Annotated in this window: 17 protein-coding genes; 5 read left to right on the top strand and 12 right to left on the bottom strand. The window is 67.7% G+C overall.

Annotated features, from left to right (window positions below):
* Positions 1 to 3 precede the first annotated feature (3 nt).
* Genes QSJ34_RS01780 through cysK form a run of 3 tightly spaced genes read right to left on the bottom strand, consistent with a single transcriptional unit; the run spans position 4 to position 2,483 of the window.
* Entirely contained in the window at positions 4 to 789 is a 786-nt protein-coding gene (locus tag QSJ34_RS01780) for an MlaE family ABC transporter permease (protein WP_285569494.1), read from the bottom strand.
* A 46-nt stretch (positions 790 to 835) separates the two neighbouring features.
* The gene (locus tag QSJ34_RS01775; RefSeq protein WP_285569492.1) at positions 836 to 1,474 is read right to left on the bottom strand and encodes a CAP domain-containing protein; all 639 of its coding nucleotides are present in this window, start codon (positions 1,472 to 1,474) and stop codon (positions 836 to 838) included.
* A 52-nt stretch (positions 1,475 to 1,526) separates the two neighbouring features.
* A complete protein-coding gene (gene cysK, locus QSJ34_RS01770) occupies positions 1,527 to 2,483 on the bottom strand; it encodes a cysteine synthase A (protein WP_285569490.1) in 957 nt (318 codons plus the stop codon).
* A 119-nt stretch (positions 2,484 to 2,602) separates the two neighbouring features.
* On the opposite strand from cysK, the gene QSJ34_RS01765 reads away from it, so the two are divergent.
* Positions 2,603 to 3,031, top strand: a complete 429-nt coding sequence (locus QSJ34_RS01765) for an RrF2 family transcriptional regulator (RefSeq protein WP_285569487.1) — start codon at positions 2,603 to 2,605, stop codon at positions 3,029 to 3,031.
* Between the two features lie 16 nt (positions 3,032 to 3,047).
* On the opposite strand, the gene QSJ34_RS01760 is transcribed toward QSJ34_RS01765, so the two are convergent.
* Positions 3,048 to 4,262 (bottom strand): ABC transporter permease, encoded by a 1,215-nt coding sequence (locus QSJ34_RS01760; RefSeq protein WP_285569484.1) that lies wholly within the window; start codon positions 4,260 to 4,262, stop codon positions 3,048 to 3,050.
* Between the two features lie 166 nt (positions 4,263 to 4,428).
* Entirely contained in the window at positions 4,429 to 7,539 is a 3,111-nt protein-coding gene (locus QSJ34_RS01755) for a C45 family autoproteolytic acyltransferase/hydrolase (protein ID WP_285569481.1), read from the bottom strand.
* An 87-nt stretch (positions 7,540 to 7,626) separates the two neighbouring features.
* Between QSJ34_RS01755 and QSJ34_RS01750 the strand changes: the two genes are divergently transcribed.
* On the top strand, positions 7,627 to 8,502 hold the full coding sequence (locus QSJ34_RS01750; protein ID WP_285569479.1) for an RluA family pseudouridine synthase: 876 nt from the start codon (positions 7,627 to 7,629) through the stop codon (positions 8,500 to 8,502).
* Between the two features lie 2 nt (positions 8,503 to 8,504).
* On the opposite strand, the gene QSJ34_RS01745 is transcribed toward QSJ34_RS01750, so the two are convergent.
* From QSJ34_RS01745 to QSJ34_RS01720, 6 genes are all read right to left on the bottom strand, one after another.
* On the bottom strand, positions 8,505 to 8,951 hold the full coding sequence (locus QSJ34_RS01745) for a hypothetical protein (protein WP_285569477.1): 447 nt from the start codon (positions 8,949 to 8,951) through the stop codon (positions 8,505 to 8,507).
* A 204-nt stretch (positions 8,952 to 9,155) separates the two neighbouring features.
* Complete coding sequence (locus tag QSJ34_RS01740) at positions 9,156 to 10,100, bottom strand: hydroxymethylglutaryl-CoA lyase (RefSeq protein WP_285569475.1); 945 nt, start codon at positions 10,098 to 10,100, stop codon at positions 9,156 to 9,158.
* A gap of 89 nt (positions 10,101 to 10,189) precedes the next feature.
* Positions 10,190 to 12,193 (bottom strand): acetyl/propionyl/methylcrotonyl-CoA carboxylase subunit alpha, encoded by a 2,004-nt coding sequence (locus QSJ34_RS01735; protein ID WP_285569472.1) that lies wholly within the window; start codon positions 12,191 to 12,193, stop codon positions 10,190 to 10,192.
* Between the two features lie 25 nt (positions 12,194 to 12,218).
* Complete coding sequence (locus QSJ34_RS01730; protein ID WP_285569470.1) at positions 12,219 to 13,826, bottom strand: carboxyl transferase domain-containing protein; 1,608 nt, start codon at positions 13,824 to 13,826, stop codon at positions 12,219 to 12,221.
* A gap of 28 nt (positions 13,827 to 13,854) precedes the next feature.
* On the bottom strand, positions 13,855 to 15,033 hold the full coding sequence (locus QSJ34_RS01725; protein ID WP_285569467.1) for an isovaleryl-CoA dehydrogenase: 1,179 nt from the start codon (positions 15,031 to 15,033) through the stop codon (positions 13,855 to 13,857).
* Positions 15,034 to 15,159: 126 nt separating this feature from the next.
* Positions 15,160 to 15,540 carry a MerR family transcriptional regulator gene (locus QSJ34_RS01720; RefSeq protein ID WP_285569464.1) on the bottom strand — a complete coding sequence of 127 codons (381 nt, stop codon included), beginning with the start codon at positions 15,538 to 15,540 and terminating at the stop codon, positions 15,160 to 15,162.
* Positions 15,541 to 15,625: 85 nt separating this feature from the next.
* On the opposite strand from QSJ34_RS01720, the gene QSJ34_RS01715 reads away from it, so the two are divergent.
* Together QSJ34_RS01715 and QSJ34_RS01710 are read left to right on the top strand one after the other, a co-directional pair.
* Positions 15,626 to 16,573 (top strand): diacylglycerol/lipid kinase family protein, encoded by a 948-nt coding sequence (locus QSJ34_RS01715; RefSeq protein ID WP_285569461.1) that lies wholly within the window; start codon positions 15,626 to 15,628, stop codon positions 16,571 to 16,573.
* 138 nt (positions 16,574 to 16,711) lie between these two features.
* The gene (locus QSJ34_RS01710; RefSeq protein WP_285569458.1) at positions 16,712 to 17,089 is read left to right on the top strand and encodes a RidA family protein; all 378 of its coding nucleotides are present in this window, start codon (positions 16,712 to 16,714) and stop codon (positions 17,087 to 17,089) included.
* 81 nt (positions 17,090 to 17,170) lie between these two features.
* On the opposite strand, the gene QSJ34_RS01705 is transcribed toward QSJ34_RS01710, so the two are convergent.
* Positions 17,171 to 17,854 (bottom strand): hypothetical protein, encoded by a 684-nt coding sequence (locus QSJ34_RS01705; protein ID WP_285569456.1) that lies wholly within the window; start codon positions 17,852 to 17,854, stop codon positions 17,171 to 17,173.
* 242 nt (positions 17,855 to 18,096) lie between these two features.
* Here QSJ34_RS01705 and murC point away from each other — a divergent pair, with 242 nt between their 5' ends.
* Positions 18,097 to 19,464 (top strand): UDP-N-acetylmuramate--L-alanine ligase, encoded by a 1,368-nt coding sequence (gene murC, locus QSJ34_RS01700; RefSeq protein WP_285569453.1) that lies wholly within the window; start codon positions 18,097 to 18,099, stop codon positions 19,462 to 19,464.
* The last annotated feature ends 2 nt before the right edge of the window (positions 19,465 to 19,466 follow it).

Raw genomic sequence — 19,466 nt, 5'->3', positions numbered from 1 at the left:
GGATCAGAAGTAGAAGAGGGCGGCGATGAGGCCGTCCAGGGCGAATACCGCCACCAGCGCCGAAACCACGGTCTTGGTGACGGCCTGGGGGATCTCGGTCTGGCTGCGCTGGATGCGCAGGCCGAAGTGGCAGGCGTGGAAGGTGATGGCGCCGGCGAACAGCGCGACCTTGAGGAGCGTGGCGGCGAAGTCGAGATTGGACAGGGCTTGTCGCACCGAATCCATGTAGAAGCCGAAGGTGACGCCGTATTTCAGCTTGGCCACGAGCAGCCCGCCCGCCAGCGCCATCGCGTCGAAGAACACCACCAGCGCGAAGACCGACACGAGCACGCCCAGCCAGCGGGGCAGCAGCAGGTACTGGTAGGGGTTGATGCCGTGGGTGGCCAGGGCATCGATCTCGCCGTTCAGCTGCATGGCGCCCAGCTCGGCGGCAATGGCCGTGGAGCTGCGCCCGATGACCAGCACGGCTGTGAGCAGGGGCCCCAATTCCCGCAGGATGATGAGCACCATCAGAACACCGATGTAGTTCTCGGCTCCCAGCCCCGACAGCTGGCTGAAGGCCTGAATGAGCGTCACCGCCCCCAGCAGCAGGGCCGTGCCGCTGACCAGCCACAGGGCATCCAGGCCCGTGAAGCGGATCTGCAGTTTGGTCTGCCCGCCCACCACGGCCAGCTGATCCATGCGCAGCAGCAGGGCGTGCCGCAGCGTCCGCAGCACCAGGTGGGCCTGGTCGCCCAGGAATTCCAGAAACCCGCGAACCGGCGCACCCAGCCGCACAAGGAACCGCATCACGTCTCACCCAAGGGATGGCCCAGGCTAGCAGACCTGGGGCCGCTCAGGGATTCGGAACGAACCCGTCAGCGTAATCGATGACGGTCACGATCCGGTAGTCTCGGTGGGGCGCGCTGCCGCAGCCGGCCTGGTGGAAGTCGGGGTTGAAGAGGTTGCGCCGATGCCCTCGGCCGGGGATGCCGTCATCCACCAGCAGCTGGATCACCACCTGGCGCGGATCCTCCTCCAAGGTGGCGATGTTCTCGGCGATCACACCGTGCCAGGTGCCGAGCCGGTTCAGGCGGTCGGAGAGGCGGCTGCCGTCCGCACTCGCGTGCTCCACGCCCCCGCGCGGCCCCAGGTCCTGGGCGTGCAGGCGGGCCGCCCGGGCCAGCCCCTCGTTGAAGCGCAGCAGTCCCACGGGGCGGGCGGATTCGAGGAAGGCGATGGCCTCGTCGAAGGCCTTCAGGCCTTCCTCGGTGCGAAGGGCCGTCCGCCCAGGCCGCTTCCAGAGCGTGCCTTCGAAACCCTCCCGGAATTCCCGCAGGAGCTTCGCCCAGGCCCGGGGGCGCACCCGCGCGTCGCTCATCTCCTGCACCACCGCGCGCTCGAAGGCCGTGGCTTTTTCAGGCGTGGGTGCCGAGGTTTGGGCTTGTTGGGCCTGAACCTGCGGGACAGCGGGCGGCAGCGCGGCGATCCACATGGGGCACCTCGGAAGGGGCTCCCAGGATAGTCGCGCTGCCGGCTGGAAAACGCTAGATCGCGGGCCCGTCGATCTCGGCGAAGAGCGGGTGGGTGAGGTAGCGCTCGCCGGTGTCGCAGAGGATGACGACGACGGTCTTCCCTTCACCCAGCTCCTTGGCCACTTCGAGCGCCGCAAAGACGTTGGCGCCGGTGCTGATGCCCGCCAGCAGGCCTTCTTCCCGGGCCAGGCGGCGGGCCGTGGCGATGGCATCGTCGTAACCCACGGGGCGGACGCGCTGGAAGGCATCGCGGTTCAGGATGCCCGGCACGAAGTTGGGGCCGAGGCCCTGGATCTTGTGCGGACCGGCCTTGCCGGTGCTGAGCAGGGGCGAGGTCTCGGGCTCCACGGCGACGACGAGGGTGCCGGGCTTCTTCTCGGCGAGCACTTCGCCCACGCCGGTCACCGTGCCGCCCGTGCCCACGCCCGCCACGAAGGCGTCCAACTCGGGCACCTGCTCCAGGATCTCCAGGGCGGTGGTGCGGCGGTGCACGGCGGGGTTGGCAGGGTTGTCGAACTGGCGCACGAGGAAGTATTTGGAATCGGCATCCGCCAGCTCCTGGGCCTTGTCCACCGCGGCCTTCATGCCGCCGGAGCCGGGCGTCAGCACCAGCTCGGCGCCATAGGCTTTCAGCAGCGCGCGGCGCTCCTGGGTCATGGTGTCGGGCATCACCAGGGTGATCTTGTAGCCCTTGGCGGCGGCCACGAAGGCGAGGCCGATGCCCGTGTTGCCGCTGGTGGCCTCCAGCAGCGTCATGCCAGCTTTCAGCGTGCCGCGGGATTCAGCGTCCTGGATCATGCTCAGGGCGATGCGATCCTTCACGCTGCCGCCGGGGTTGGCGCTTTCCAGCTTCACGTAGACCTTGGCGGAACCCGCCGGGACGATGCGGTTCAGGCGCACGACGGGCGTGTAGCCCACCAGGTCATAGGCGTGTTCGGCGCGATTGGGGCGGTCGGTGGGGCGGCTCATCGAGATCTCCTAGGTGTCCGGGCCGAGCCGGATGATGAATTATGGAAACCCCTGCGAGATTGTCAAGTTTGTTAATTTGTTTTGTAATATACTCAGTGGTCATGTGGAGGGAGGCGGCCATGAAAGGTTCGGCCAAGGGACGCTACGGCTTGCAGTTCATGGTGGAGCTGGCCATCCAGGCGGGGCGCGGGCCCGTGCTGGTGGACACCATCGCCGAGCGCCAGGGCCTGCCCGCCAAGTTCGTGCGGGTGCTGCTTGGCAACCTCAAGGCCGACGGCCTCATCAAGGTGCAGCGCGGCCCCAGCGGCGGCTGCGAACTGGCGAAGCATCCCAGCCACATCACGGCCCTGGAGGTGCTGGAAGCCCTCGAAGGCCAGCTGGGGACCGAGGATCTCCCCGAGGACGCCAGCCACGGCGCCCGCGCCGTGCGGGATCTCTGGGCCCGCAGCACCGCCGCGGCCCGCGCCGTCCTCCAGGCCACCACCCTCGCCGACCTGGCCGCCAAGCAGCTGGCCCTCGAAGTGGACAGCCAGGGCTACTCGATCTGAAGCGGGGCCACCCCAGCTACTCGTAGCGGAGCGCGTCGATCACGTCCAGCCGCGCCGCCTTGAGGGCCGGCAGGAATCCGGCCACCACGCCGACCATGCCGCTGAAGAAGAGGCCCAGCATCACGGCCCAGACCTCGGCCACCGCCGGGAACTGGAAGCGCTGGAGGATCGTGATGGCGGCGAGACCGAAGAACACGCCCAGCAGGCCGCCCAGGGTGGAGAGCGCCACCGCCTCCGTGAGGAACTGCCACAGGACCTGGTGCTGGGTGGCCCCGACGGCGCGGCGCATGCCGATCTCCCGGGTGCGCTCCGTGACGCTCACCAGCATGATGTTGGCGATCCCGATTCCGCCCACCACCAGGGAGATGCTGGCCGCCACGGCCAGGAGCGTCGTCAGGATGCCGGCCTGCTCGTTCTGCATCCGCACGATGTCGTCCTGCTTGCGGATCTGAAAGGGGTTCACGTCCTGGGGCGGGACCTTCAGGTGCTGGCGCAGCAGGGCCGTGATCTCGGCTTCGGCGAGTTCGGCCTCATCCTCGTGGGCGCTCACAAGGATGCGCTGGATGGTGGTCCGCCCCATGACCATCCGCATCACGGTGGTGTAGGGACCCACGATCAGATCGTCCTGATCCCCCCACATGCCCGCCCCCTTCTTTTCGAGGACCCCCACCACCTCGAAGGGGAGGTGGTTCACGCGGATGACCTGGCCGAGCGGGTCTTCACCCCCGGGGAAGAGGTTGTCCTTCACCGTCTGGCCGATGACGCAGACCTTGGACATCCCCCGCACTTCGCTCCTGGTGAAGAAGCGGCCCGCCTGGAGTTCCCAGCCCCGGATCCACAGGAATTCCGGGCCCGTGCCCTGGAGTTGGGTGAGGTAGTTGGCGTTCTGGTAGACCACCGGACGCGTGGTCTGAACCTGGGGTGTGGCCGCATGGACCGTGGACAGGGCCAGTTCCTCCTGGATGAGATCGGCGTCATCCGGCTGCAGGATCTCGGCGGAACCCATGGCTTGGGGCCCGTGATGGGTGTGCGTCCCCGGGAAGATGGTCAGCATGTTGGAGCCCATGTTCCGGATGATCGCGATGGAGGCGCGCTTGGAGCCCTCGCCGATGCCGATCATGGCGATGACCGCCCCCACACCCACGATGATGCCGAGCATGGTCAGCAGCGCCCTGATCTTGTTCCGCAGGATGGCGTGGATCGCGATCTTGAGCAGCTCCATGGGTCCCATGGGCGCCTCCAGAGGCGTTGGCGTCCTGAAGTGTACGTCTTCGGAACAGGCCGGGGAGGATTCCTTGCGCGGACTGCCTGAGACTGCGACAAGCGATCCGGCCTCGCCCCGCGGAGGTGCGGAACGAGGCCGGAAGATCAGACACGGACCTTCTTCGGGCGCGGAGCTAGAAGGCGATTCCCATCCCTTCAGCCTCCGCGTGCCCCTTCTGCTGAACGTCGGAGCCACGGTAGAGCGCCCAGCCGGGTAGGCCGCGGGAGACGGTCTTCGTCATCGCCCACTGTTGGACGCGGCTGTTGGAAAGCACGAGCAGCAGCATCCGCTTGGGGTTCCAGGGATTGGGCAGCGAGACGACGAGTCCGTCGTCGGGACGCCCGTAGGTCCGTCCCTGCCACTTGAACCAGCCGGACCCGGTATCCAGAGGCAGCTTGCCTTCGGCCTGGAGCCGCGCCACGAGGCCGTTCTCGGCGGCGCCACCGAAGACGAGCAGGTCGCTGGCCGCCAGCTCGGCGTCGCCGATTTCCGCATCGCTCTTCACGGGCAGCAGCACTTCGGTCATGGCGTCGGCCAGGGCCTCGCGGTAGTTCAGGGCCAGGGTACGCTGGGCCTCCACCTCGCGGCCCGTGCCGTAGATCAGCAGCGTGGCGCTCCAATCATCCAGCACGTTGCCCGGCACCCAGAAGTTGGCGCGGGCCACGGGGACGTCGTGCCCCGCATTGAAGGCGAGGCGCGTGGGTCGGGTTTCGCTGTGGAACGTGAAGGTCGATTTCGCGCCCTTCACGGCGACGCGTTCCAGCTTCGCGCCCTTCTCGGTTTCGAGACTGGCGAAGGCCACGAAGGGATAGGCGAAGCCCTTCTGTTCGACGTCGAGTTTCACGTCGAAGCCGGTCCCCGCCTTTTCGATGCGAGCTTTGACTGCGGGCGTGGGCAGGTCGGCGCGCTCGAGCCAGGGCTTCAGGATCGGCGACACGTCCTGTCCCGCGGCCTCCGAGAGGGTCTTCAGGATATCGGCCGTGCGGGCGGGCTTGCCGCCGAAGCGTGCGTGAACGGCCTGCATGGCCTTGGCGAAGGCCGCGTTGCCCAGGTGCAGGCGCAGCTGGTGCAGGGCGAAGACGCCGCGGATGCGGGGGATCTGGTAGGCGCCGTAGCTGTCGTACTCCGTGCGGGTGGCCAGGGGCGCCTTGGCGCCTTCCCGGGCGTCCAGCCAGAGGTGGCGGGTGTTCAGATCCGCCAGGGCGGCGCCCTGGGACTCGAAGGCCTTGGCGGGATCGGCGGGCAGGTGCTTGAGCTGCTGCCAGTAGGCCGCCGAGGCGCTGACGAACCAGTTTTCCGCGTCCGAGGCGGGCAGTACCGTCCCGGTCCACAGGCGCCTGGCCTCGAAACCGAAGGCCTCCTTCACGCCCTCCACATTGGGCGTGGGCGTGGCCTTCGCGGGCTTGCCCTCATGCCATGCGGCCTTGGCCGCCTGGAGCTTTTCGGTGATCCAGATGGGGCTGAAGGCCGTGTAACCCTGGGTGAGGTGCGGCGTGGCGCCCGGCAGGTCGGGGATCCAGCGGCCGCCCACCATCTTTTCGCGCAGGGTGGTTTTGCCCTGGTGCGCGATGAAGACGAGCTTCTCGGCCATCTCCGAGGTGGTGAGCTTGGCGTCGCAGGCGTGGGGCCGGTTGATGGGGCTGGTGGCCATCACGCGGGTGGCGATGTCGATGTCGAAGCCGGTGCGGCCGTAGGTCCTGAAGGCCTCCTGCCAGGCGATGTCGCGGTTCCACGTGTTGAAGGCGAGATCCGCGGGCGCGTTCTCCGGATTGGCGACGTACTCGCCGCGCACGTCGAGGTCGCGGTTGTTGTTGTTGGCCCAGATGAAATCCTGGAGCTGGCCCGGCGTATCGGCGGCCTTGCCCTTCGTTCCCGTGCGCCACATCTTCGCCTTCTCCGTGCCCAGCAGGAAGCAGGCGCCCTCATCGGTCTTGGTGTCGGCCATGGTCCAGTCATTGGTGTAGAGGCCGTTGTTCTGCTTGAAGAGGATCTCGGCGGCCTCGTCGATGCTGGCTGCGTACTGGGCGGCCTTGCGGATGCGGTTGCTCTGGGGTGTGCCATCGACGTTGAAGGGCGTCTGCCCCACGGTGGTCTCGCCCATGACGAGGCCGGCGGTGTTCAGGTACCAGTCCGTGCCGCTGTGGATGCCGCCCGCGAAGGTCTGCAGGACGAGCCGGTGGCCCTTCTCGGGCACGATGTCGAGCATCACGTTCCACTCGGTGCCGGTGTAGCCGTTCCACATGAACATCTGGGTGAGGATGAAGCGCCCGCTCTTCGTGGCGCCCTTGGTGGCCACGAAGGAGTTGCAGTGATCGCCCTTCCCGCCCTTCTCCAGCTCGTCGTCACCGGTCATGAAGGTGCGGCCCGTGAGCGGATTCGCGGCGTGGGTGAGGCCATCCTGCAGCGAGCTCATGTCCACGGCGCTGTTCAGCGTCACGATGTCCAGCAGGTCGATGGCGCGCCCCTTGAACGTCGCGCCGGCCTTGGCGGCACCATCGGCGATGCCCTTCATCTCTTCGAGGAATTCCACGTCGTACTTCCGGAAGAAGAGCGCATCCGCCGTCTGGCGCTGGTCGGCCCAGCCCCGCGCGGGATCCGCCGCGTTCTTCTGCACGCCGAGTTTGGTGATGTAGCGCACGATCTCGTCGGCCATCAGCTCTCCGTGCTGGCGCCCGCGCGCGTAAGGCGCGCCCTCGATGTGCAGGAAGGTCCAGCCGCCCATCTCGTAGCGGAAGCCCTTACCGGCCCAGCGCACGGTCTGCATGGGGATGAAGGCCGTGACGTCGTCCACCTTTTCCAGCTTCACGTGGCTGAAGGCGGCAGTGCCCGTGGCCTTGCCGTTGCGGCCCAGGTGCAGCTGCACGCGGTCGCTGGGGCTCGTGGCGAGGAAGAGCATCGAGATCTGACGCTCGGAAGTTCCCGCCACGCTCTGGGAGGCATTGGTGAAGGGGAAGCTCTCCATGGACAGGCACGCGCCAAGGGCCGTGGGGTAGCGGGCCAGCGCGTCCGCCCTCACGTTCTCGGTGCGGATGGTGGCGCTCAGCCGGTACAGCTCGCCGACTTTCAGGGAGACGGGGGCCGAAGCAAGCGTCGCCTCGGATCCCGCCGTCGCCGCCACGAGGCGCAGGTCCGCGACCGTCACCGTGGAACCGGGCTTCAGCGCCCAGCCCGACACGGGAAGATCGGCGGCGCTGGCGAGCACCGCCATGGCCATCAGCAGCCCAACTCGAAGCGATCGGATCATGGAAGCCTCCATCCCCAAGCATGCCAAACCTGGCCCCGAATTGCCTCGCTTTTTGAGGCAACACAGCGCCCCGGCTACCCTGGAGGCATGACGCTTCGCAAATGGACCTTCACCGTGGCTCCCGAGGACGCTGAACTGCGCCTGGACCAGCTCATCGCCAAGCGGACGGAGCTGTCCCGGCGGGCGGCCCGGGAAGCCCTGAAGCTGGGCGGGGTGCAGGTGGACCGCAAGCGGGTGAAGGTGGCGGGCAAGCTGGTGAAGCCCGGTCTTGAGGTACGCGTGGCCTACGACCCCGATCTGCCCGCCGTGCCGACCACGGCCATCCCCATCGTGTTCGAAGACGCCTGGATCCTGGCCGTGGACAAGCCCGCGGGCATCGCCACCCAGGGCACCTGGGCCACGGACCGCCACGACCTGCTGGCCCTTCTCAAGACGCAGCGACCGGATCTGGGCCTGTTCCTGCACCACCGGCTGGACCAGGGCACCTCAGGCCTGCTGGTGCTGGCCAAAGACCCGAAGGCCAACAAGGGCCTGGCTTCGGCCTTCGCCGATCGCGATCTGGAAAAGCTCTACCTCGCCCGCATCTCCGAACCCCTGGAGGCCTGCACGGTGGAGGCCCCCATCGGCCGCCTGCGGGGCGCCGATCCCGGCCGCTTCGGATGCTCGGGAGATCTCATGGATCCCAAGTCCGCCCGCACGGACTTCAGGCCCGCCACCGCCGAGGAAACGGCCGGGCTCGTGCCCGGACACTGGGTGGTGGCGCGCATCCACACGGGCCGCACCCATCAGATCCGGGTGCACCTCGCCCACCTGGGCCGGCCCATCCTCGGCGACGCGCTCTACGGAGGCGCGCCATCAGATCGCATCTGGCTCCACGCCTGGCGCCTGGGGCTCAAGCACCCGGTAACGGGGAAGGACCTGATGCTGGAGGCCCCTCCCCTGCGGTTTCGAGCAGAGGGCTAGAACTAGGCCCCTTCCGTGAAGGTGATCGTGAATTCGGGCATGATCTGCGGCACGTCGGTTTCGATGCTCCGCACCGTGCAGAAGATGGTCTGGGGTTCGTTCGTCACGTTCTTGTAGTAGCTCACGTCGTTGCGGAAATTCGTGGCATCCACCATGAGGCCCGGATCCTTGTGTGACCGAATGTTGTTCACGAAACGAACTTTCAACTCCCCGGCGAAGCGCCCTCCTAACTGGGCCTTGACCTGCTTGCCCGGAGGTACGACCAGTGGCACGGAGACGGCGTTTCGCCCTGTGACATGCCCGCGGCAGACTGTGGGGTGATCCTTGGTGGGAAAAGGGACCGCTTCGTTGCCATTCAGTTCCTTGGCGGCTGGCGCCGCAGGTGCCTGGGCCCATAGGCCAGCCGCGGACATCAGCATCGAGCTGAAGAAGAGGGTCCGTTTGAACACGAGGTGCTCCTTTGGATGGGTGGGCGGAAAAGGTGGTCAACCTGCAGGGCGGAACGTGACGTTCATTGGCATTTTCAGAGCCGTGTCTGCGGCAATCCAGGATTATGTATTTGAAAACAGGCTAATCCATTTTTGATCCAATGATCATCATCAAATTCACACTGAAATTTTGATCCTTCCCCTATCGAATCAGCCGGAAGGCTATCAGGCGGGGCCAGCGCAGGCCTCTCCACCCCCGCCTTTCGCCAGGAGCGCCCGCGCCACCCGCGAGGCCGGAGGCCGCCCCAGGCAGGCCGAGATCCAGGCGCTGACGGAAACCAGGGCCTCCAGGTCCACTCCCGTCTCCACGCCCAGGCCTCGCATCAGCCAGACGACATCCTCCGTGGCCACGTTGCCCGTAGCGCCGGGGGCATAGGGACATCCGCCAAGCCCGGCGACGGAGCTATCGAACACGCGCATCCCCAGGCGGAGCGAGGCGTGAATGTTGGCCACGGCCATGCCGTAGGTGTCGTGGTAGTGGCCCGCCAGGCGATCCATGGGGACGACCCTCGCGCAGGCTTCGACCATGCGCGCGATACTCGCCGGATGGCCGCGCCCGGTGGTGTCGCCCAATGAGATTTCGCAACAGCCGAGGTCGAAGAGGCGGCGGGCCAGATCGGCGGCAGCCTCGGGCTGGATGTGTCCCTCGAAGGGACAATCCACCACGCAGGACGCGTAGCCCCGCACAGGAATGCCGAGGGCTTCGGCGGCCCGCAGGACCGGGACGAACCGAGCCAGGCTTTCTTCAATGGAGCAGTTGATGTTGCGCCTGGAGAAGGTCTCCGAGGCCGCCCCGAAGATCGCCACCTCCTTCGCGCCCGCGGCCACGGCGGCTTCGAGGCCCTGGAGGTTGGGCGTCAACACGGGATAGGCCACGCCATCCTTCCGACGGATGGCCCGCAGCACCTCGGCATGATCCGCCATCTGGGGAACCCAACGGGCCGAGACGAAGGATGTCACCTCCACTGTCCGGAGACCGGCCTCGGCAAGGCGCTCCACGAGCTCCACCTTGACGGCCGTCGGCACTTGGCCCGCCTCGTTCTGCAGGCCGTCGCGGGGCCCGACCTCCACCAGCTTGATGCTTTTGGGCAGCGCGTGGGCGTCCTTCACAGACGCGGTGCTTGAGCTTTGCTCAGGCACCGCGTATGGGTCCGAGGGGGGACGCAGAGCGAGCTTTCGCGAGCGGGCGGTCCCCCCTTTCATGGTCGCGCCTCGAAGTCCACGAGCTCGCGGCCTTCCTCCACCTGGTCGCCCACGGCGAAGCGGAAGGCCTTCACCAGGCCTGCCGCGGGCGCCGCGATGGTGTGCTCCATCTTCATGGCCTCCAGGATCAACAGCGGCGCCCCCTTGTCAACCTCCGCTCCAGCCGCCACCAGCAGAGCGATGACCTTTCCCGGCATGGGGGCCAGGAGACTGCCGTCGGAGGCTGCCGCGCCTCCGGCGTGATGAAGTGGATCCACATGGTCCAGGACATGGTGGTGCCCGTCGAGGAAGAGGTGGCGCCGGGCTCCGGCGGCCACGAGGGTCGCGCCGTGGACCCGACCGTCCAGTTCCAGCCGCAGGTCGTCACCGTCCAGGATCTGGCCGCGCCCGAAAGCCGATCGACCCGCGACCTCCAGCCTCCAGCCGTCACCCTGGCGGCGGCCCGTCACCGCCTCGGCCTCGTCGCCCCGCCGGAAGTGCAGGACCCGGCTCCCGGCGGCGTTGGCGCGCCATCCGTCGCGCAGGTTCCAGGGTGATCCGGGGTCGTCCGCCGTCGGCAGGGTCCTGGCTTCTTCACGCAGCAGCTCCGCCAGCGCGGCGGCCATCCAGGCCTCCGCTGGCGTCGGGATCGGATCGGGGAAGAGCACCGCGCCTTCACGTTCGATCAGTGCCGTGTCCAGGTCGGCCCGGTCGAAGGATGGGCAAGCCACGAGCCGTGAAAGGAAGGCGATGTTGCTGGCGACGCCCGCCACCCGGTACGAGGCCAGGGCCTGCCGCATCCGCGCCAGGGCGCGCCCGCGATCCTCGTCCCAGACGATGAGCTTGGCGATCATGGGGTCGTAGTAGGGCGTGATCTCGTCGCCCTGCTCGACACCCGTGTCCACCCTCAGGTGCGCGGATTCCGTCGGCGCCGAGAGGTGATGCAGCCGCCCGGTGGAGGGCAGGAATCCCCGCTCGGGATCCTCTGCGTAGATCCGCGCTTCCAGCGCGTGCCCGTTCAGGCTCACTTGTTCTTGCACCAGCGGGAGCGGCTCACCCGCGGCCACCCTCAACTGCCACTCCACCAGGTCCAGCCCCGTGACCATCTCGGTCACCGGATGTTCCACCTGCAGGCGGGTGTTCATCTCCATGAAGTAGAAGGCCCCCGTCTGCGCGAAATCCTGGTCGACGATGAACTCCACGGTCCCAGCCCCGACGTAACCGACGGCTCGCGCGGCCGCCACCGCGGCCTTTCCCAGGGCCTCGCGGCGGGTCGGATCCAGGCCCGGAGCCGGTGATTCCTCCAGCACCTTCTGGTGCCGGCGCTGCACCGAGCAGTCGCGCTCGAACAGGTGCAGCACGTGGCCCTGGGTGTCGCCGAACACCTGGACCTCGATGTGTCGCGGGCGTTGGAGGTACTTCTCCAGCAGGACGTGATCGGATCCGAAGCTGGCGGCGGCCTCGCGCTTCACGGCCTCCAGGGCCGCGCCGAAGGCCGCGGCCTCCTGTACCGCCCGCATGCCCTTCCCGCCGCCGCCCGCCGAGGCCTTGATCATCACGGGCCAGCCGATGGCCTCGGCTTCCCGGGCCAGGCGGGCCGCGTCCTGGTCATCTCCGTGGTAGCCGGGAACGAGGGGTACGCCGGCCTGGTCCATGAGCTTCTTGGCTTCGGCCTTGGAACCCATGGCGCGGATGGCCGCCGCGGGCGGACCGATGAAGACGAGGCCGGCCTCGGCGCAGGCCTCGGCGAAGGCAGCATTCTCCGAGAGGAAGCCGTAACCCGGATGCACCGCCTGGGCTCCGGAGCGACGGGCCGCATCGAGGATACGCTCCGCCGAAAGATAGGAAAAACGGGCCTCGGAAGGACCGATGGGCACCGCCTCGTCGGCAAGGCGCACGTGGCGGCTGCCCGCATCCGCTTCGGAGTAGACGGCCACCGTGCGCACGCCCAGGCGCCGCGCCGTGCGGATGATCCGGCAGGCGATCTCGCCCCGGTTCGCGATGAGGATCTTTTCGAACATGCCGCCCCCCAGAACCCCGTGTGACCTACATCCGGAACAGGCCGAACCGCGTTTCCGCCGCCGGTGCGTTGAGCGCCGCTGAAATCCCCAGGCCCAGGGCCCGCCGCGTCTGGGCCGGATCCAGCACCCCGTCATCCCACAGCCGGGCGGTGGCGAAGTAGGGATGCCCCTGCTGCTCGTACTGGCTCCGGAGCGGCGCCTTGAAGGCTTCCTCCTCCTCGGCGCTCCAGGCCTTCCCGGCCGTCTCGAGGGCATCGCGTCGGATGGTGGAAAGCACCGAGGCCGCCTGCTCGCCGCCCATCACGGAGATGCGCGCGTTGGGCCACATCCAGAGCAGGCGCGGGCTGTAGGCCCGGCCGCACATGCCGTAGTTCCCCGCGCCGAAACTGCCGCCGATCAGCACGGTGAACTTCGGCACCGCCGCCGTGGCCACGGCGGTGACGAGCTTGGCGCCGTCGCGGGCGATGCCCTGGTTCTCATACTTCCGGCCCACCATGAAGCCCGAGATGTTCTGCAGGAAGACCAAGGGAACGCCCCGCTGGGCGCAGAGCTCGATGAAGTGCGCGCCCTTCAGCGCCGATTCCGAGAAGAGGATGCCGTTGTTGGCCACGATCCCCACGGGATAGCCGTGAAGGTGGGCGAAGCCGGTCACCAGGGTCGATCCGTAGCGCGCCTTGAACTCGTGGAACCTGGAACCGTCCACGAGGCGGGCGATCACTTCGCGCACGTCGTAGGGCCTCCTCGTATCCGTGGGGATGATGCCGTAGAGTTCGGCAGGATCGTAGGCAGGCTCCTCCGCCGCCGCCAGCTGCAGGGAGATCTGCTTGCGGCGGTTGAGGCTGGCGACGATGTCGCGGGTGATGGCCAGGGCATGGAGGTCGTTCTCGGCCAGATGGTCCGCCACCCCGGAGAGACGGGTGTGGACGTCCCCGCCGCCCAGGTCCTCGGCGCTCACCACCTCGCCGGTGGCCGCCTTCACCAGGGGCGGGCCACCCAGGAAGATGGTGCCCTGGTTCCGCACGATGACGGTCTCGTCGCTCATGGCCGGTACGTAGGCCCCGCCGGCCGTGCAGGAGCCCATGACGACAGCGATCTGGGGGATGCCCAGGGCGCTCATATTCGCCTGGTTGTAGAAGATCCGCCCGAAGTGGTCGCGGTCCGGGAACACCTCGTCCTGCAAGGGCAGGAAGGCGCCGCCCGAATCCACGAGGTAGATGCATGGCAGGCGGTTCTGGAGGGCGATCTCCTGGGCCCGGAGGTGCTTCTTCACCGTCAGGGGATAGTAGGTTCCGCCCTTCACCGTGGCGTCGTTGGCCACGATCACGCATTCGGTGCCCGAGACCCTGCCGATGCCCGCCACGAGGCCCGCGCCGGGGACATCCCCGCCGTAGAGCCCCCAGGCCGCCAGGGTCCCGATTTCAAGGAAGGGTGAGCCCGGATCCAGCAGGCCTTCCAGGCGATCCCGCACGAGCAGCTTGCCTCGCGACAGGTGCTTCTGCCGGGCTTCCTCCGAGCCGCCGCGGGTCACCTGGGCGGTCTTCTCCCGCAGATCCTCCACCTGGGCCCGCATGGCCTCGGCGTTGGCGCGAAACTCCTCGCTCTTCGGATCGATCTTCGACTGGATGAGACTCATGCCCCCTCCCGATTGAACAGTAGAAGTCTCAGGCCGTTTCCTCGAACAATTCCCGCCCGATCAGCATGCGTCGGATCTCGGAGGTTCCGGCGCCGATTTCATACAGCTTGGCATCCCGCCACATGCGCGCGACCGGGTATTCGTTCGTGTAGCCGGCTCCGCCCAGGGCCTGGATGGCCTCGCCCGCCATCCAGGTGGCCTTCTCGGCGGCGTAGAGGATGGCACCGGCGGCCTCCTTCCGGAGGGCGCGCGAATGATCGGCACGGTCGCAGGCCTGCCCCACGGCGTAGACGTAGGCCCGCGTCGCCTGCCACGTGGTGTAGAGGTCCGCCACCTTCCCCTGCATCAGCTGGAACTGCCCGATGGCCGAGCCGAACTGGCTGCGCTGGTGGATGTAGGGGAGCACCACGTCCATGCAGGCGGCCATGATGCCCAGGGGCCCGCCAGCGAGCACGGCCCGCTCGTAGTCGAGGCCGCTCATCATCACCTTCACGCCGCAGCCCAGGCCGCCAAGGAGGTTCTCCACCGGCACCTCCACATCGTCGAAGAACATGGGGTAGGTGTTGGATCCGCGCATGCCGAGCTTGTCCAGGTGCGAGCCGTGGCTGAGACCCTTCATGGTCTTCTCCACGATGAAGGCGGAGAGGGCTCCGCTGCCCCGGCCCCCGCCATCCGAGGGATCCGTCTTGGCGTAGACCACCAGCACATCGGCGTCCCCGCCGTTGGTGATCCACATCTTGCTGCCGTTCAGGACATAGCGGTCGCCGCGCCGTTCCGCGCGGAGCTGCATGGCCATCACGTCCGAACCCGCATCGGGCTCAGAAATGGCCAGGGCGCCCACATGTTCGCCCGAGACGAGCTTCGGCAGGAGCCTCGCCTTCTGCTCGGCGCTCCCGTTCCGGTGGATCTGGTTGACGCAGAGGTTGGAGTGGGCGCCATAGGAAAGGCCCACGGAGGCCGAAGCGCGGGAGATCTCCTCCATGGCCACGATGTGGGCCAGGTAGCCCATGTCGGTCCCACCGTATTCCTCGGAGACAGTCATGCCCAGCACGCCCAGATCGCCCAGGCGGCGCCAGAGATCCGTAGGAAAGGCGTTGGCGCGGTCGATTTCCGCGGCCCTGGGGGCGATCTCCCGCGACGCGAATTCGGCCACGCTGGCGCGCAGCATGGCGATGGTCTCCCCGAGCTGGAAGTCGAGTCCGGGCATGGGCGCCTCCTGGTTTGAGCGGGTTGGGTGGGTGCCGTTCAGAGTAGTTTACGTTTACGTAAACGTAAAGCTCATTCTGAGGCCGTCCCTCAGCCCGGGCGGGTGCAGGCGTGGCCCAGCACCCTCCTACTTGCGGGCCGCGAGGATCTCCCGGCACTGGCGCTCGAAGGCGCCGATCTCCGCCAGGATCTCCTCGATGTCCCGGCGCTGCTGCTCGAGGGTGGCCCGGCGGTGTCCCAGCACGCCGACCAGCTTCAGAAGCTGTGGGGTCTCGTCCGGCTGGTTGTCGTACATGTCGATCAACTCGCGGATATCGGTCAGGGACAGCCCGAGGCGCTTGCCCCGCAGGGTCAGCTTCAGCCGGGTGCGGTCCCGCCGGGTGTAGATCCGTTGGAGGCCCACACGCCGGGGCGACACCAGCCCCTGCTCCTCGTAGTGGCGGATGGCGCGGGGCGTGAGGCCGAATTCCGCGGCGAGTTCAGAGATGGTGAAGGTCCGTTCGATCATCGGGGCGATCTTACGCAGGCCCCAGGCAATTGCAACCACCATATCCAGATTCCCACCCTGGCCGCCGCACGGCTATCCTCGCCCCATGGCCCTGCCCCTCCTCTTCAATCCCGCCTCCGGCAGCACCGCGAAGGATCCCGACGTCCTTCTGCGGGCCCTCCCCAAGGACCTGCGGACGCGCGTAGAGCCCCGGCCCTTCGGTCCTCCCTGGGATTTCGAGCCGCACATCGCGCAGGCCAGCCGCGCCGGCGGGCCGCTGTTCGTGTGGGGCGGTGACGGCACCATCCATCACGCCGCCCGGGCCCTGATCGAGAAGGGCTGTCCTGTCCCCTTGGCCGCCATTCCCGGCGGCAGCGGCAACGGACTCGTGCGCAGCCTACGCACGCCGCTGGAACCCGCCGGCGCCCTGCAGCGCCTGCTGGAGGGCCGGGAGCTGCGCATGGACCTGCCGCGCCTCGACGGCGTCCCCTTCCTGAACCTCGCCGGCACGGGCTTCGAGGCCGCCGTGGCCCACCGATTCCACGACCTTCCCGGCCGCGGTTTCCGCACCTATGCGAAGGCCTGCTGGCAGCTCTGGCGGACCTGGCCGGACACGGCACTCAGCTGGGATGCGGACATCGCCTCCACCCCCCATGATGCGGGCCGCCTCGAGCGCCTCCGCGCGGCCTTCCACGCCTCGGCGCCAGCCCTTCCGGCCTCCGCCTGGAGCCTCTGTTTCGCGAACCTGCCCCAGTACGGATCGGGCCTTTGGATCGCCCCCGGGGCCGATCCCACCGATGGGGCGCTCCAGTGGGCCACCCTGGCGCGCCCTTCCCTGGTCGAACTCCTGGTGGACGTACCCCAGCTGTTCCGTGAAGGCGGGCGCACGCCCCTGCGTCACGAAGGCAGCCTTCGCGCCGCCACCCTGCGCCTGGATCGCCCCCTGCCCTGGCATCTGGACGGCGAACCGGCACCCGAGCGGGACCGCGCCGAACTGACCGTGGAACCCAGAGGCTTCCGGATGCAGGTGACCGGCGCCTGTCCCTGGAATTGAACCGACGCTCCGTTCCACAACCTCATGGAGGATGATCCGCGCATCCAATCTGGATCAGTGACGGCCAGGGAGCCTGCGATCGATCGCCCCTCCCAGCCTGAGCCACCTACCCCATCCCGTTCACGTGAAGGAGCCGCCATGTCTCGTCAAGCCATCACCACCCCGGAAGCCGTCATCGTCGGCCCCTATTCCCAAGGGATCCGCGCCGGGGAATTCATCTACCTGTCGGGGCAGACGCCCCTCGATCCCGCCACCGGCAGACTGCTGGAAGATCGGGTGGAGGCCCAGACGGAGCAATGCTTCCGGAACCTGTTCAAGGTGCTCGAAGCCGCCGGGCTGGGCCCGGACCAGGTGGTGAAGGTGAACGTCTTCCTCACGGACATGCGCGACTTCCCCGCCATGAACGAGGTCTATGCGCGGCAGTTCAATCAGCCCTTCCCGGCCCGCACGACCATCGGCGTGGCCTCCCTGCCCCTGGGTGCGCGGATCGAGATCGAAATGGTCGCCCGGGGCTGAAGCCGCAGGTCCGGCCAGAACGAAGAAGCGGCCTCCCCGAGGCCGCTTCTTCGAAGATCGAGACTTCAGTGAGGCGAGAATTCAGTGAGGATAGACCGCCGGGCCCGTCAGGCTCGAATGCCTGAACTCGGCGCTGACACTGGGGCTCGCGCCCCACAGGCCCGCAACCATCTGGACCTTGCTGAGGTCGGTCTTGGCGGGATCCCAGTCACGGCGCACTTCCAGGGTGTAGGGGGACTTCGCGTCGGACCACCAGGCCGGATCGTCCACGATGACGTAGATGGCCCGGTCGTCCTTGTTCGGATTCTTGTAGGTGACCATCACCGGCTGGTGCGCGATGGCCGCCTGGAGCATGCCAGGGCCCGGAACGCCCCACTTGTCCACGAGCATCAGGCGGAACCAGGCCAGGTTCGGATGCTTGACCTCCACCTGCACGGTGCCGCCGGCAGGCACGGAAATGCCGTAGGCGCGCCATCCCGCGGGCTGCATGGTGTAGTCGCTGAGCACCTCCACGCTGTCACCGACCGGGCTCACCGGGATGAAGCCCCGGCGGGCCATCCACTGGATCTCCGTCGACAGGTCCCGGGTGCGCCAATAGAAGGAATCGGGCAGCATCATGCAGCGGTCCCAGGGGCGGGGCACGACGATGTGTGTGCCGGGGTAGCGGGCCACGAAGTTCGCCCGGGTCTGAAAGCCACCCTGGATGCGGGAGGGAGAAGGAGCCTGGACGGCGCGGGAAGGCGCCTGAGCCACGGATGAGGTCATAGCCGAAGGCTCGGGACGAGGCGTTTTGCCCTCGGGTCGCGAAGCGCCACAGATGGTCGTGGCCAGGGCCAGACAGGTAAAGGCATTAATGGAATGATGTTGCGAGAACCGAAGTCGCATCGAAACACCTCCTTTGGGTGGGTGCAGATCTTATGATGCCAGACCCGTGCCACCCGTGCCATGAACCCTCCCAAAGGGCGTCTTGGCGGTATCCTGGCGGATTCCATGATGGGGGCTCCCAGGTGTTTGGCAAGATTCAGCACATCCATTTCGTGGGCATCGGCGGCATCGGCATGTCGGGCATCGCCGAAGTCCTTGCCAACCTGGGCTACCAGGTCTCCGGCTCGGACCTCAAGGAGAGCGCCGTCACGCAGCGGCTGCGCAGCCTCGGTATCACGGTGCATCTCGGCCATCACGGCAAGGCCATCGAGGGCGCCCAGGTGGTGGTCATCAGCTCCGCCGTGAAGGGCGATAACCCCGAGGTGGTCGCCGCCCACGCCAGCAAGATCCCCGTGATCCCGCGCGGCGAGATGCTGGCGGAACTCATGCGCATGAAGTACGGCATCGCCATGGCGGGCTCCCACGGCAAGACGACGACCACCAGCATGGTCGCCCAGGTGCTCAGCCAGGGCGGCATCGATCCCACCATCGTCATCGGCGGCAAGCTCGGCACCATCGGCAGCAACGCCAAGCTCGGCAAGGGCCCCTTCCTCGTGGCCGAAGCCGACGAAAGCGACGGCAGCTTCCTCATGCTGAACCCCACGCTGGCGGTCATCACGAACATCGATCGCGAGCATCTCGACCACTACAAGGATCTCGAAGAAATCCAGGACGCCTTCGTGACCTTCGCCAACAAGGTGCCTTTCTACGGATCCGTCTTCCTCTGCATGGACGATCCCCACGCCGCCGCCGTGCGACCGCGCCTGAAGCGGCAGGTGCGCACCTACGGCACCCACCCCCAGGTGGACATCCGCGCCCGCGAGATCCGCCAAGAGGGCTTCCGAACCCATTTCAAGGTCACGGCCCACGGCGCGGACCTGGGATCCTTCAGCCTCGGCGTTCCCGGGCACCACATGGTCCTCAACGCCCTGGCGGCCATCGGCATCGCGCTGGAACTGGACGTCGAACCCGAGGTGATCCGCGCCAGCCTCTCCAGCTTCACGGGCGCCGACCGCCGCTTCCACCTCAAGGGCGAAAAGGGCGGCGTCCTGGTGGTCGACGACTACGGCCACCACCCCACGGAGATCGCCGCCACCCTGGCCGCGGCCCGTGCGGGCTTCCCCGAGCGGCGCCTCGTAGCCGCCTTCCAGCCGCACCGCTACAGCCGCACCAAGGCCCTGCTCGACGAGTTCGGCACCGCCTTCTTCGAGGCTGATTCCGTGCTGGTCACCGACATCTATCCCGCGGGCGAGCAGCCCATCCAGGGCGTGGATGGCGCCGCCGTCGCAGAGGCCCTGCGCGCCCACGGGCAGAAGGATGTCCACCTCGTGAACCGGGTGGAGGATCTCCCCCTCGCCATGAAGCGCCTGACCCGCAACGGTGATCTGCTCATCACCTTCGGGGCCGGTTCCATCACCCACGCAGGCCCCGCCTTCCTCGATCTGGACTGACC

It is taken from the genome of Geothrix limicola, assembly GCF_030268085.1.
GTDB classification, from domain to species: domain Bacteria; phylum Acidobacteriota; class Holophagae; order Holophagales; family Holophagaceae; genus Geothrix; species Geothrix limicola.
Note: the sequence above shows the minus strand (reverse complement) of the source record. Positions and strands in the feature narration are given on the sequence as shown.

Bases quoted from the DNA above. Each gene is read 5' to 3' on its own strand.
- QSJ34_RS01775 (WP_285569492.1), bottom strand. From the start codon at position 1,474: ATGTGGATCGCCGCGCTGCCGCCCGCTGTCCCGCAGGTTCAGGCCCAA.
- QSJ34_RS01725 (WP_285569467.1), bottom strand. From the start codon at position 15,033: ATGCCCGGACTCGACTTCCAGCTCGGGGAGACCATCGCCATGCTGCGC.
- QSJ34_RS01715 (WP_285569461.1), top strand. From the start codon at position 15,626: ATGGCCCTGCCCCTCCTCTTCAATCCCGCCTCCGGCAGCACCGCGAAG.
- QSJ34_RS01730 (WP_285569470.1), bottom strand. From the start codon at position 13,826: ATGAGTCTCATCCAGTCGAAGATCGATCCGAAGAGCGAGGAGTTTCGC.
- QSJ34_RS01720 (WP_285569464.1), bottom strand. From the start codon at position 15,540: ATGATCGAACGGACCTTCACCATCTCTGAACTCGCCGCGGAATTCGGC.
- cysK (WP_285569490.1), bottom strand. From the start codon at position 2,483: ATGAGCCGCCCCACCGACCGCCCCAATCGCGCCGAACACGCCTATGAC.
- QSJ34_RS01710 (WP_285569458.1), top strand. From the start codon at position 16,712: ATGTCTCGTCAAGCCATCACCACCCCGGAAGCCGTCATCGTCGGCCCC.
- QSJ34_RS01755 (WP_285569481.1), bottom strand. From the start codon at position 7,539: ATGATCCGATCGCTTCGAGTTGGGCTGCTGATGGCCATGGCGGTGCTC.
- QSJ34_RS01760 (WP_285569484.1), bottom strand. From the start codon at position 4,262: ATGGGACCCATGGAGCTGCTCAAGATCGCGATCCACGCCATCCTGCGG.
- QSJ34_RS01750 (WP_285569479.1), top strand. From the start codon at position 7,627: ATGACGCTTCGCAAATGGACCTTCACCGTGGCTCCCGAGGACGCTGAA.
- QSJ34_RS01765 (WP_285569487.1), top strand. From the start codon at position 2,603: ATGAAAGGTTCGGCCAAGGGACGCTACGGCTTGCAGTTCATGGTGGAG.
- QSJ34_RS01780 (WP_285569494.1), bottom strand. From the start codon at position 789: ATGCGGTTCCTTGTGCGGCTGGGTGCGCCGGTTCGCGGGTTTCTGGAA.
- QSJ34_RS01735 (WP_285569472.1), bottom strand. From the start codon at position 12,193: ATGTTCGAAAAGATCCTCATCGCGAACCGGGGCGAGATCGCCTGCCGG.
- QSJ34_RS01705 (WP_285569456.1), bottom strand. From the start codon at position 17,854: ATGACCTCATCCGTGGCTCAGGCGCCTTCCCGCGCCGTCCAGGCTCCT.